At 45.8% G+C, this 13,438-nt stretch carries 8 protein-coding genes; 4 read left to right on the forward strand and 4 right to left on the reverse strand.

Features of this window, described 5'->3' with window-relative positions; translation table 11 throughout:
- Window positions 1-50 precede the first annotated feature (50 nt).
- On the reverse strand, window positions 51-923 hold the full coding sequence (locus tag ASG85_RS08560) for a glutamate ABC transporter substrate-binding protein (RefSeq protein ID WP_060645947.1): 873 nt from the start codon (window positions 921-923) through the stop codon (window positions 51-53).
- A gap of 19 nt (window positions 924-942) precedes the next feature.
- On the reverse strand, window positions 943-1,671 hold the full coding sequence (locus ASG85_RS08565; RefSeq protein ID WP_060645948.1) for an amino acid ABC transporter ATP-binding protein: 729 nt from the start codon (window positions 1,669-1,671) through the stop codon (window positions 943-945).
- Between the two features lie 231 nt (window positions 1,672-1,902).
- On the opposite strand from ASG85_RS08565, the gene ASG85_RS08570 reads away from it, so the two are divergent.
- On the forward strand, window positions 1,903-3,279 hold the full coding sequence (locus tag ASG85_RS08570; protein WP_060645949.1) for an extracellular solute-binding protein: 1,377 nt from the start codon (window positions 1,903-1,905) through the stop codon (window positions 3,277-3,279).
- Between the two features lie 583 nt (window positions 3,280-3,862).
- Here ASG85_RS08570 and ASG85_RS08575 read toward each other — a convergent pair.
- Together ASG85_RS08575 and ASG85_RS08580 are read right to left on the reverse strand one after the other, a co-directional pair.
- Window positions 3,863-8,569 carry an OmpL47-type beta-barrel domain-containing protein gene (locus ASG85_RS08575; RefSeq protein ID WP_060645950.1) on the reverse strand — a complete coding sequence of 1,569 codons (4,707 nt, stop codon included), beginning with the start codon at window positions 8,567-8,569 and terminating at the stop codon, window positions 3,863-3,865.
- Between the two features lie 554 nt (window positions 8,570-9,123).
- Window positions 9,124-10,179: a zinc-dependent alcohol dehydrogenase gene (locus tag ASG85_RS08580; RefSeq protein WP_060645951.1), complete on the reverse strand. Its 1,056-nt coding sequence runs from the start codon at window positions 10,177-10,179 to the stop codon at window positions 9,124-9,126.
- A 185-nt stretch (window positions 10,180-10,364) separates the two neighbouring features.
- Between ASG85_RS08580 and ASG85_RS08585 the strand changes: the two genes are divergently transcribed.
- The 3 genes from ASG85_RS08585 to ASG85_RS08595 all read left to right on the forward strand — a co-directional run bounded on the left by ASG85_RS08585 (window position 10,365) and on the right by ASG85_RS08595 (window position 13,396).
- Complete coding sequence (locus tag ASG85_RS08585; RefSeq protein WP_060645952.1) at window positions 10,365-11,198, forward strand: helix-turn-helix domain-containing protein; 834 nt, start codon at window positions 10,365-10,367, stop codon at window positions 11,196-11,198.
- A gap of 123 nt (window positions 11,199-11,321) precedes the next feature.
- The gene (locus ASG85_RS08590; RefSeq protein ID WP_060645953.1) at window positions 11,322-12,320 is read left to right on the forward strand and encodes a zinc-binding dehydrogenase; all 999 of its coding nucleotides are present in this window, start codon (window positions 11,322-11,324) and stop codon (window positions 12,318-12,320) included.
- 26 nt (window positions 12,321-12,346) lie between these two features.
- On the forward strand, window positions 12,347-13,396 hold the full coding sequence (locus ASG85_RS08595) for a Gfo/Idh/MocA family protein (RefSeq protein ID WP_235550093.1): 1,050 nt from the start codon (window positions 12,347-12,349) through the stop codon (window positions 13,394-13,396).
- Window positions 13,397-13,438: the final 42 nt, after the last annotated feature.

The raw sequence follows: 13,438 nt of genomic DNA on the forward strand, positions 1-13,438 counted from the left end.
AGAAGATGGGCAGCAGCTGCCACCCATCTCTTCTTTTATTCTTGTTACTCTTATTTGGTTGGCGCTTTGCCAATCCATTTCTCGTAGATTTTCGCATATTCACCGCTGGATTCCAACTTCTTCAGTCCATCATTCACAGCAGTTGTAAGAGCAGTCTCGCCTTTCTTAATTGCGATACCATAAGGCTCATCCGTGAACGGTTCGCCAACTACTTCGAAATTCTTATCTTGTACCATCATGCCATAGAGGATGGCATTATCTGTGGTCAACGTGTCCCCTTGACCCGCTTTCAGGGCGCTGAAAGCATCTTGATAATTATCAAACTCAAGTATAGTGGCATCCGGGGATTTCGCTTTAATATTCGCAACGGAAGTAGCGCCTTTCACAGCCAATACTTTTGTTCCTTTTTTAACATCCGCTACGCTCTTAATAGGGCTGCCTTTCTTGACGAGCAAAGACTGTCCTGCTTTAAAATAAACATTGGAAAACTCAACTTGTTTCTTCCGCTCTTCGGTAATCGTCATCGTCGCGACAATCATGTCAATTTCCTTGTTGTCGAGCATCGGAATGCGCGTCTTGGACGTTACTTCTTTTAACTCAATTTTCTTTTCATCGCCCAGGATTTCTTTTGCTAATGCTTTCGCAATGTCGATGTCGAAGCCTTCAACTTCGCCGCCAGTCGGGTTCTTCAAACCAAATAGCTTAGTATCAAATTTCACACCAACGACAACTTTGCCTCTGCTTTTGATCTCATCCAGAACGGTCGCTCCACCTGCCGGCTTTGCAGTGCTTGGAGCGCTGCTTGCTGCCGGAGAGTTAGCCGGAGTGCTTGATGCGCCTCCTTTTGTGCCGTTAGAGGCACACCCCGCCAATGCGAATATCGTAATTAACATAAACATGAAATTCCACTTTTTTGACATCATCGTTTTGTTCATCTCCTTATTAATGGTTAAGTACGCGATTCAAAAATAATTTGGCTCTTTCTTCTCGTGGGTTGACGAAGAATTCCTCTGGAGGCGACTCTTCTACAATCTGACCTTTGTCCATAAAAACAACACGGTTGGCTACCTCGCGGGCAAAGCCCATCTCATGTGTAACCACAACCATCGTCATCCCTTCATTTGCAAGCGCCTTCATGACATCAAGAACCTCTCCAACCATCTCCGGATCCAAGGCTGATGTGGGCTCATCAAACAACATAATTTTCGGCTTCATCGCCAGTCCCCTCGCAATGGCCACACGTTGCTGCTGCCCGCCGGATAACTGTGAAGGAAAGCTGTACGCCTTATCCTGAATACCAACCTTATCCAGAAAATACATTGCGATCTCTTCGGCTTCTTTCTTAGCCATACCATGCACCTTCATCGGAGCAAGTGTAATGTTATCGATCACTTTCTTATGCGGATACAGATTGAAATGTTGGAATACCATGCCGATATCTCGACGCAGCTTGTTCATATCCATTTTCTTATCACTGACCTTGTACTCATTCACGACAAGCTCACCGCTAGTGATGGTTTCCAGTCGGTTGATACATCTTAGCAGTGTACTCTTGCCAGAACCTGACGGACCTACAACGACAACGACTTCCCCCTGCTTGATCTGAAGATTAATTCCTTTGAGCACATGGAAATCGCCGTAATGCTTCTCTACTTGACGAAATGAGATCAATGGAACCCCCCCTTCGATGAATCATCATTGATGTAAACTGTTTGTTATGTAAATTAACACTTGATGTATTTAAATGATAAAGAAAAAACTATGAAATCTTATGCAATCCGACATTTAGTTAGAAAAAAATGATGACAGCAAGATTACGAACCTTGTGTCTGATCAGCTTGGCATACTATAATATAACCCAGATAGATACCAACATTGAATGGCCCGGAGGTTCTAAAATAAATGGCGGGTAAACCCAAACGATCAACCTTCCGAACCCGACTGGAAGATATGGTCACGACATTACAGAGCGACATCGTAACCGGAAAACTTCAGCCCGGTGACTTTTTACCTTCCGAATTAACACTTGCTGAACAATTTCAACTTAGTAAAAACTCGGTTCGCAAAGGACTGGAGCTGCTACTCGATCAAGAGATGATCGAAAAAGCGCCGCGAATCGGGACGCGCGTTGTTGGGACGGGTCGAAACGAAAAGCTTACCCTGAAATTCGGTTATTACCCTACCCTCACTCTTGAAGCTAATTTATTAGAGCTAGTCGAAAAGTTTCAACAACAGCATCCGCATATTGTCGTCCAGATGATTCCTCTTTCGAATTCGTATTTTTCTCAGAACGTGAAGGAAGCCATGGAGAGAGACGGGCTCGACCTTATCACGTTAAATACCCAAAACTACGAAACGGTTACTGAAACTGGAGCAGTCTCGGATATCCTAGAGCCGCTTGAACGAAAGAATAGCACGTATCCCTTTCTGTCTGGACCGTTCACCAAAGACAATCATTTGTACGTGCAGCCGTTTATTTTTTCACCGATCGTATTATGTTATAACCGAGATCATTTCAAAGAAGCAGCATTGCCAGAGCCGGATAGCAGTTGGAGTTGGAACGATGTCCAGAAAGCAGCGCTAGCCTTAACCCAAAAGCATGACCGAATCGGCATCTTGTTTCACCTGCAATCCATCAATCGGTGGCCGCTCTTTTTGCTGCAAAACAAGGTCGTTTTTGAACGAGACCAGCATGGTAAGCTGATTTTCAACAACGATAATTTTCGAAAAGCGATGCAAACAAGCCTTGGACTGTTTGAAGGAATGAACCCAGACACCGTCTATATGTCGGAGAATGACTCTGATGCCGAACGATTTTTCTTGCAGCAAAAAACGTCCATGATCGTGACCAGCTATTACAGCTTGAACCATTTGCGTAATGCTGAATTTAATTATGACATCGCACCGCTTCCCTATTCGCTGGAAGCGAAGACTCAGCTTTTAATCATTGGTCTTGCGGTCATTAAGTCAAGCAAACAAAAGGAAGCAGCCCAAGCTATGCTCGATTTTCTCGTTTCGAACGAAGCGCAGCTGCATATTCGCAAAACAACCCTTACCATTCCTAGTGTCAAAACGGCAGCGGAGTGGATCGGGGAAGAAACGTTAGCGCGTCCTTCCCGGTTCTTCATGTACCGGGACATCATCCCGACATTTAGTTTCTATACCGACATGAATGTTACTTTCCACGAACTTGAAACCATGAGGCACATTCTCAAGCTTTACTGGGCACGGCTCGATGACTTCGAGACGGTTTGCCGAAGGCTGAGAGACGCCTATTAGGATAGACAAGTTGCTCTATAGCATGAGAAAAGGACTAAATTGTTTCAGAACAAACACTGTCGATTTATTCACAACTGGTATTCACAACTCCAAAATGTGATTTTAGGGTCATTCAGCTTTCGTGAGGGCAGATGGGCAATAGTGATTACCAATGTTGTATGTTCTACAACAATTCACACGCCAAAAGGCTATTTTGCAACTTGAAGTTGCATTTCGTACAACATTCCGATTCTGAGCACATTTGTTGTGAAATGGTCTATATTGGGCCAAATTGTTGTACAATATGCAACATCGAGGGGCGAAAGGCTGGATCTAGGCAGCAATTGTTGCACTTTTTACAACATTATTCTACCGCGAATGAATGAATCGACAGTCTCGAACATACAGTATTATGCATGTATCACAATCTCACTCAGCACAGTAAAACACATATCATACTAAAAGGGGATAAGCCTCGGCTTGCCTCATAGCCTAAATATCAACAAAAAAATGGGTAGAGGAGCGAACGCTCCCCTACCCATTTTTTTTGCACGGCCTACGAAGTGGCAAGAACCCACCTTCGGCAGCTATCGTAAGACTATATTCACAGCTGAAATAGTATCGTTGGATTTGTTGCGATGTTATTTACACTTTCCTTGCGAGTTGCTCCATATGTCACGCTAAAGGTATAAGAACCAGATAGTAGTTCCTTGTTAATCTCTCCGCTGGTTGTATTTCCGAAGGGCCTCCAGCTTCCTGCATAATAGCTTACCATGCCGCCATTAATTGGATTCCCTTGGCTATCCTTCAGCTGCACCTTAACGTTGATCGTCTGGTAGACAACCACAGGATCAGTTCCAATATTTTGTACCTTTTCGTTGTGCGTTCCTTCATAAATCATGTCAAACGTATAGGAACCAGGCAATAATTCCTTGCTAATCTCACCACCGCTTGTAGTGCCAATAGCCCGCCAGCTTCCTGCATAGTAGCTTGCACTGCCGACATCCAGCGGATTCTCTTGGCTATCCTTCAATTGCAGCTTGACTTTAACCGTCTGGAACACAACCACGGCGTCAGTCTCGGTATTCTGTACCTTTTCCTTGTGCGTTCCTTCATAAGTCATGTCAAACGTATAGGAACCAGGCAATAATTCCTTGCTAATCTCACCGCCGCTTGTAGTTCCGATAGCACGCCAGCTTCCTGCATAGTAGCTCGCACTGCCGACATCCAGCGGATTCCCTTGGCTGTCCTTCAATTGCAGCTTGACTTTAACCGTCTGGAACGCAACCACGGTATCGGTTCCCGTGTTTTGCACCTTTTCCTTGATCGTACCTTCATATTTCATCGAGAAGGTGTAGCTTTTATTCGGCAATGTTTTACTTACAGATCCAGTGGCATCCGTTGTGCCAAAATCCTTCCATCCTCCGTCGTAGTAACTGACTACCCCTCCACTGAGTGGATTTCCGCTGCTGTCTTTGAGTTGAACCTTAACAGCTGTAGACGACAGCGTAAAGCTAACCATTTGAGGAGACTCAACATTCCCTGCTTGATCCGTTGACTTATAACTCACGCTGACCTGACCTTGCTTATCAAACGTAACCGGCGTCGAATAAAGCTGCCATGTAGTCCCGTTATCCAGACTGTACTCGGTTTTGGCTGCACCCGATGAGCTATCGCTGCTAATCAATGTAACTGTGACCGGACTTGCGTACGTCCCATTCGGTCCATCCGGTTGCAGAGGCGATACGCTCGCTGTAGTAACTGGAGCTATTCTATCGATATTGCTTACCACATAACTGGTTTCATTCGAAACGTTGCCTGCGGCATCCGCTGCTCTTGCATATAAGGTGTTATTTTCCGAAAACGCGATAGGGCTTGTGTATGCATCCCATGTACCGCTTGCACCCAGTTTATATTCTTTTACTGCAGCGTTAGTTGGATAGCCGATCGTTACGGTGACGTCCGTGTTGGTTGGCGTTGTCTTATCTGCAGTAAAGGTCGGATCAATAACCAGTGGGCGAGTCACTGTAACTCCGATCGTGTTCGTTCTGATCGTCTTTCCACCTAAAGTAATATCAGCATAAACGTTCGCCGTTCCCGCTTTGAGCGCTTTAACCTCCCCATACACAACGGACAGAACAGTCGGGTCGCTGCTTGTGAAGGAAGTGGTGCCCCCTGCCAAGATGGCAGGCAGTCCGTTCTCCAGAACGCCGGAACTGATAATCGGCTCACTTTGCCCCTGATCCAGCGTAACCTTAGCCATTGATATAGAAGCTTGAGCCAAAGGAGCTTGTAGTTTAAACAGCGTCGGTCCCGAAGTATAGTAAATGCTTCCGTCGACTCCCAGGTCCAACAGATTCGATTGCGTTTCCGTAAGTTTACGGTATTTCAGAGTGACAGGATCGAATACGGTTACGTTGCGCGCTATGGTCGTATACAGCAAGCCATCTTGCCCCCAGCGTAAATAAAAGCCTCTCCATGGACTACCGCCTTTTGCCCCCGGGTAAACCAACTTGTTCTTAACAACCGCGTTAGTGTCGGGATTCAGCGCATAGACTGCGAATATGTCCACACCCTCAGTATCAATTCCCCATGCTCCGCCCCAAAGTAGTCCATCAGGTCCAAAAGACAGACCGCCGAGCAATTTGAACGATGAGATGCCCGGGATAGCGGGTACAAACTCATCCAACTTGGTGTTTGTGGCCGCATTCCATTTGAACAGCTTGGCTGTTGCAGCCGTCCTGGTGGAACCGAGACCTCCTTCTACCGACGTGCCTCCGTAAACAATGCCATTCTTATAAGCGAGAGCAATGATGCTTTGATCCTGCACAACATTTCGGGTTGAGCTCCACAATTTAGTTGTGTCATCGTAGGTCGTTAAACTGCCCCCCAGTCCCCCGTAACCTGGTATCGTTCCAATAAAGAGCTTGTTATCACCGGAAGCGAACGCATAGGGTCGGTCTTGAAAATTCGGGATTGTATAAACGAGGCCAGGATTATGTGCAACCGTTTCCCCGTATTCATAGGGCAGACTTGCATCGAAGCGGTTAATGCGCGCCCCGCCGTAATTGCCGAAATAGGTCTTGCCGTTCAAAAAGCCGATTTCCTCAATTTGGTGCGGAGAATACGGGTTAGACATTTGTCTCTCCAAGCTCTGCGTTGACTGATTGAATATGGTCATTCCATCAATGAAACCGCCGAGATATAGCTTGCCGTCAGGCCCTGCCGCCAGACTTTGAACATCGACGCCATCCTTTGCTATAGCTATTAAGGAGGTCTGTAAAGAATTATCTTGCGGGTTGTAAAGCGTATAGTATCCATTCTCATATAAAGTAGCCAACACTTTGTCGCCGCTATCCGGCAATGTAATCCAATTGATCGCTTTCGTCCCATATTCCAGCAGCTTCACTTGCGGCGTTACGGGCTGCACCGTATTCGTCGAGACATTATAAGTCCACAGATCTCTTGAATTTTTATTTCGATAATAGATCAGATCAGAATTATAAGGTGACGGAGGAGATAGGTAACCGTCAAATGCCTCTGGGGCATCATTACGTATCAGCAATTTCTCTTCCCTTGTCTGTTCATCCATGATGGAGAGCGAGGTTCCGTGCACAATATATACGAGTCCATTGTAGGGCCATATGTTGTGCACGAAGTCGGTTTTCCCAGTAAATGAAAGCGTGATCTCGGTGCGTTCCCCCGTAATCCGATCCATGCGCATCAAATGCTTTAACGAACCTATTCCAGTATACAGGTATCGATCGGAAACCCCGACTCCCCGGGCATATTGCTCGGTTGCTTGCATTCTGCCAAGATCGGCAAACTCATTTGTTCTTGTATTGTAACTGAATACTTTGGCATTCGGGGATGTGGCACCATAGATGAGGCCATCGGAGCTCGCATCCAGATCCCATACAAAGTTATCGGATGGATTTCCATTCCCCACCGAAGTAATAACTTTTCCTTTCGGGTCGTACTTCCAGAAACCACGATTTTGCGAAGCGGCAAAATAGACGTTCTTATCCGATCCGACCGTAACTGCCCAAGTTTGTGTTGTGCCGGGAACAGCCTGTGAGAAGTTGATTTCCCCTGTAGCGGCATCGACGGCATAAAAAGTCCCTGGATTGCCGTTAGCTACAAAATAAAACTCATTGTTGCCTATCGTTCCCCCCTGAGTCAACGCTGTGATCGTCGGCTTACCCAAATTAATAGGGCTGCCATACTTAAACGGTAATTTAAGCGCGTCACCTTTATATATAAATGAAACATCATCAAAATACGCTTTGCTAAGTGTCCCTACACCGGAGTACAATAAAACCTTCGCTGTAGCCGCTTCATCTGGAGCTATACCCTCTATTTTGAGTTGGCTCCATGTATTCAGCGGTGTACCATATGAAACGGAGGATGTTCCAAGTTCGATACCTGTGTTACTATAAAATTTTACATAAAGGTTTACAGCACCTCCTGATACTAAGTAAACACTGGCTTTCGCTTCATATATGCCGTTCTCATTCACACTGATCGCTTGGGTGGCGAGCCCAACAGCTTTGTCCGTATAAGTGTCTTCAATCAGCAAACTGGACAACCCGCTTTTCTGCTCCGTCTTGCTTATAGACGCAGAGCCTGCAGGCGTGCCTGAGAACAACCCCCAACCAGGAATAGTTGCTCCGGAAACAGGATCTTCAAATCCGGGATTGATCACGGCAATTGTATCGGCCACGCGGATAAACTGGGCCTCGTCTACATATGCCGTCATGGTAGTACCCGATGAAGCATACACGAAGACCGTCGCAAAGGCAGCATCTGCCGGAGCAATGCCTTGGGCTCGAATGTCCAGCCATTTGTTTAACGGAGGTGCGGAGATGTTATAAGTCGCCTGTTTGTTCAAAGGCTTCCCCGCTGCGTCATGCCAGCGAATCCAAAGAGCAGGAGTTCCTGTAAAGTTTTCGATATACAACTTGATTGCTGCCTCATAAGATTTTCCGGGCGTTACGGCCAGTTTTACGCTTTCCGCTCCAAGCGCACCTGCTATTGCCCCTGTTCTCTCCATCTTCAAACTTCTATTCCCTGCGAATTTGGTCGTTTCTGATATTGAGAGTCCTGAAGGTATTCCGGCGGAAAAATAACCCCAGCTCGGAATCTTTCCTGATACCAAATCTTGCTCGAATCCGGAGTTGGGCACCGGAATGATCTCCGCCGCCTCAGCGGCTCGTACGTTGGAGGGCAAGTAAAAAGCTAAGCATAGCAAAGCTAACAATCCCAACAACCATTTGGAAAACGGACTTCTTTCACCCATAGATATAGCCATTCTCATCATCCTTTTTCTAAATTCTACCCGATCGGCAGTGTGTGTGGTGATAGGGGATATTGATCGATTGTCACCATGAAATCGCTTACATTTTTAACCTGATTAGTAAGAAAAGTTAGTAACCTGACCCGTCATGGAGCATGACAACCCTATTATTAAATGAAAAATGGTTGGATGTATCTATCATACTCTCATGGACTGGTAGGATTTGATGAAGGAAAACGAGGCTATGCACACTTGAGGTTGCCGGATGAATGAATCCATTTTCTCTTGTTGAATGATGTTGTAAAAAGTGCAACAATTGCTGCCTAGAACCCACCTCTCGCCCTTCATTGTTGTATAATGTACAACAATTGAGCCCGAAACAGGCGATTTTGCAGCAAATGGGTTCAAAATGTTGTACGAACTGCAACTTCAAGTTGCATAATAGCCTTTATGCGTGCGAATTGTTGTAGGAAATACAACATTGGTATCCACAATACCCCTATCCATTCAAAAGCTGTTGAACGACTCAAAGCCACCTTCTGGAGTGGGGATTCAGCCATTACAACATTTTATAAAGATACAGGTACAGTACTTAGCGAACTCTCAACTCCCCCTCCTTGCTCCTTCCCGTAATCAATGAGAACGCCTAATACGTCTCGCGGAGATTCGCGAAGCAATTCGTAAGCCACTGTCATCGATGGTAAAGACATCTCATGGGTGATAAGTGTTTGGATGGAAATCCGTCGTTCCGCAAGTAAACGAATAAATTCCGTCATGTTGCGACCTTCTGTCCAACGTACGTAGCCGATCGGATAGTCGACACCCTTGCTTTCGTAGCTGTCATGATATCGCCCAGGACCACCAGCGCGTGATATGAGCACCTGCGCCTCTTTGGCAAACATCAACTCCCGATCGAAGTCCATCTTCACATCGCCGACAATGACGATTTTCCCTCTGTCGCGAATCCAGCGAAGGGCTTGATCAATAATGCCGGAATTGGCACCATTGGCGCAGATGATGACCGCATCAACACCTTCATGCGGTTGAAACGAATCGATAGAGCGATTAACATCCTGTACATTATCACACACTTGTACGGCACATGCTTCCGAAAGCTTGGCGCAGCGTTCTGCCAACAAATCAAGCCCGATTACCCTGCTGCCGGAAACGTCTGCAATCCGACATACGATTTGTCCCAATATACCTAGTCCAACCACGACAACCGATTCTCCAAAACGCAGATCCGCTTGCCGCAGCGCATGAATTGCGATCGCACCAAGTCCAACGAAGGATGCTTCTTTGGAGCCGCACTCATCTGGAAGCGGAACAACTAAATGCTTAGGCACCACTAAGAATTCCGCATGCTTCACATAAGGGGAGCCGTAACAAGCGACCCTCTGCCCTACCTTCACATGGGAGACGCCTTCCCCGATTTCCCGTACAATTCCCATCGCGCTGTAACCAAGTTGAATGGGAGAATCGGTCATCAGGTTTTTCAGCAGAAGCTCTGTGCCCGAACTAATTGCGGAATACCAGGTTTCAACACGTACATGGTTCGTTTCAACAGAAGGTTCTTCAATATCTAAGACTTCAACCTTGCCTTTCAAGGAAATCACTGCTTTCATCTCTTCCCTCCTTTCTTTTTGGTATTTATCTGGTTCATATAATTCATGTTAAGCGATTGTAAAACGACTGTCAAACCTTTTTTCGTAAGTATTCCGTCCTATTTTTCTGCAAATAGTTTTAGATAAGAATCAAATAAGAACCAGTAATTATGATATAATCAACTTTAAGATAGGGGTTGACTAGCATGAAGAATGATATGCTCTCATCTCTGCTGGAAACAGCCGAGTTAAAAGTGTTAAAGTTTGATATCCATCGCCGTCGCGAGATGAACTACCGGAACCGTGTATTTCAAGAGTATTACATGATGACCTATGTGCGAAAAGGCTCGGCCAAACTCAGAGTTCAGGACAACATCTATGTAATTGAACCGGGATCCGTCATTTTTATTCCTACTTTTCTGGAACACGACCAATATAAAGATAGCGATGAGGAAACCGAGTTTCTCTGGTGGCATTTTACTTACAAGATTCAGAATGTGATCGATGTGCTGCCATTTTTACAGATCCCTTACATCTATCCGCTAAAAAATCATAAAAAATTCGAGGCTGTATTCGACGAATTCATTCTCTCCACCACAAGGGAAGGTCATATCCCTACCATCATTTTGCAAAAAGCAAAATCTCTAGAATTGCTTTATTTGTTATTGGACAATGCTTTGGGCAGTATGAATACCACGGATTTGCGACAGCCGTCTCACAGCTTTTTGTCCATATTATTGAAGATTGTAACTCAGCCCGAGGCTTCGCTTTCATTATCGGATTTAGCCAACGATTTACATATGAACCCAACCTACGTAAGCAACCACTTCAAAGAGATGTTCGGTAAATCACCTATCCTTCTGCATCGGGAAATGAAAATCGCAAAAGCGAAATCTCTTTTGGAAATGCAGGAAATGAACATTACCGAAATCAGCAGCACCCTCGGATTTAACGACCTCCAAACCTTTACCCGCCTTTTCAAGAAATACACAGGCATTTCCCCCGTTCAATACAAGCATTTGTTTGATAAAAATAGTTGAAAATATCTCCATCACACCACCTGTATAAGTGTTAAACTTCAGCAAAGTTGTGCTCTATTTTTGTAAGTCTGAACCCTATACACTAATCTCGAGGGGAAATGACCCGTTCGAGGAGGTAAGGAAATGGAAACACTGTGTATCGTTTTCACAGAAAAACAAAAGGTTGAGGTCCGAAATGAATCGTTCGATTCAACACTCGGCCAGACCGAAATTTTATGTGCCGCTCTATGCTCGCTGATTAGTACAGGGACGGAACTTCAATGCCTTAGAGGTGTATTTGACCCCGAAACCAACTGGTCGGACTGGGTGAAGTATCCGTTCTATCCCGGTTATTGCATGGTGGCTGAAGTGCTTGAAGTTGGCCCTGAAGTTAAGGGGATACAAAAAGGAGATCACGTGTTTGTCGAGCATTCGCATACGCAATATTTTAAAACAGATGCTAAGCATGCCTACCTTCTTCCGCAGAATATCAGCGCCGAGCAGGGCGTATGGATCAATCTTTCCAAAACAACACAGCTTGGTGTAAGAAGAGCAGAGCTGCAGTTAGGAGAAACGGTAGGTGTCATTGGTCTAGGAATTCTCGGACAGCTGGTTACTCAATATTTATATCTGTCTGGGGTCAAAGAAATTTTCGCCATTGATCCTGCAGAGAGCCGTTTGCAGCTGGTTGGGCAACGACCCGGCATACATCTGCTGCCCATGGATGCGGGAAAAGCGCATGAAGAAATCAAGCATAAAACAGATGGCAGGATGCTGGATGTTATCTTCGATATTACCGGACATCCGGCAGTTTTAGCCCAAGCCACTCGGCTGGTCAAGCCATTGGGACGAGTTATTTTGCTGGGAGATACAGCTACACCCTCTGAGCAAGGAATGGGCCGCAATGTTGTGTCCAACTCCGTTTCCATTCTGGGCATCCACGCCTCTATGAATTACCAAGGTTGGAATCACCCCGAAATGGCCACCTTATTTTTAAGTTATATCGCACAGGGACGAATGGACGTGTTGCCTTTGATTACCCATCATCCTTCCCCATTGGAGGCCCCGCAGGTGTACGATTCATTGGTGCAAAACCGCAGTTCGGCCATGGGTGTCCTGTTTGATTGGACGAAATTAAAATGATGAAATCGGAAGAGAGGAGCCGAATTGTGAAATCACAATTGAGGGTAGGACTGATTGGATGCGGGGCCATTTTACAGCGGCGCCACTTGCCTGAGTACCTTGCACATAAGGATGTAATCATTGTAGCTGTATGTGACCCTAATTTGGAACGCGCACAAGAAGTCGCTAGGCAGTTTGGAATACCGAATGCCTACCAGACACATCAACAACTGCTGCAGAGTGGCGGGATTGACGCCGTTTCCGTCTGTACGCCGAATCATCTTCACAGCTCCGTGTCCATTGAAGCCATGGAATTAGGCCTGCACGTACTGGTTGAAAAGCCGATGGCCACCTCTCTGAAAGAAGCGGAAGCTATGATTCGCACGGCCAAAGAACAGAATGTATTTTTAATGGTCGGCCACAATCAAAGGTTTATGCCGGCACATCGCAAAGCGAAAGATATTTTACAATCCGGAAAACTAGGCAAGGTGTTAAGCTTTAGCACGGTATTTGGTCATTCTGGACCCGAACATTGGAGCATAGATGGCAAAAACAGCTGGTTTTTCAACCAGGAGCACGCCTTTTCCGGAGCATTAGGGGATTTAGGCATCCATAAAGCGGATTTGATCCACTGGCTGTTGGAAGATAGTATCATGGAGGTCACGGCATTTTGCTCGACGCTGCATAAGCCTACGAACGTGGACGATCACTCGATGATCTTATTGAAAACAGCGAGTGGAACCGTCGGCTCGTTAACAGCCAGCTGGACTAACTATGCGAATGAAATTAACTCCACTACTTTATACTGCGAAAAAGGTACACTTAAAATCGGAACCGATGACCGTTTCGGAGTGATCGTTGAATACTCAGATGGTATGAGAGATTTCCATGAAGTCGGAGCATTGCAAAGCAATAAGGCAGGGGAGCAGCATAATTCGGGCATTATCCATCATTTTGTCGATGGTATTCTGTCTGGCAACGGCCATGACATTACCGGAGTGGATGGTTATAGAGCGCTTCAAACCATCCTTGCGGGTATGGAATCCCAGCGTTTGAAGAAAGTCGTCGTTATTCCGGAGCTGGCGGAAATTAATTAATTCTTTTCTACAATGTAAAAAAGTGCCCCTCCCATGTGTTGA

The organism is Paenibacillus sp. Soil724D2 (assembly GCF_001427935.1).
Classification (GTDB): domain Bacteria; phylum Bacillota; class Bacilli; order Paenibacillales; family NBRC-103111; genus Paenibacillus_E.

Bases quoted from the DNA above. Each gene is read 5' to 3' on its own strand.
- ASG85_RS08575 (WP_060645950.1), bottom strand. From the start codon at position 8,569: ATGGCTATATCTATGGGTGAAAGAAGTCCGTTTTCCAAATGGTTGTTG.
- ASG85_RS08570 (WP_060645949.1), top strand. From the start codon at position 1,903: ATGGCGGGTAAACCCAAACGATCAACCTTCCGAACCCGACTGGAAGAT.
- ASG85_RS08585 (WP_060645952.1), top strand. From the start codon at position 10,365: ATGAAGAATGATATGCTCTCATCTCTGCTGGAAACAGCCGAGTTAAAA.
- ASG85_RS08590 (WP_060645953.1), top strand. From the start codon at position 11,322: ATGGAAACACTGTGTATCGTTTTCACAGAAAAACAAAAGGTTGAGGTC.
- ASG85_RS08580 (WP_060645951.1), bottom strand. From the start codon at position 10,179: ATGAAAGCAGTGATTTCCTTGAAAGGCAAGGTTGAAGTCTTAGATATT.
- ASG85_RS08560 (WP_060645947.1), bottom strand. From the start codon at position 923: ATGATGTCAAAAAAGTGGAATTTCATGTTTATGTTAATTACGATATTC.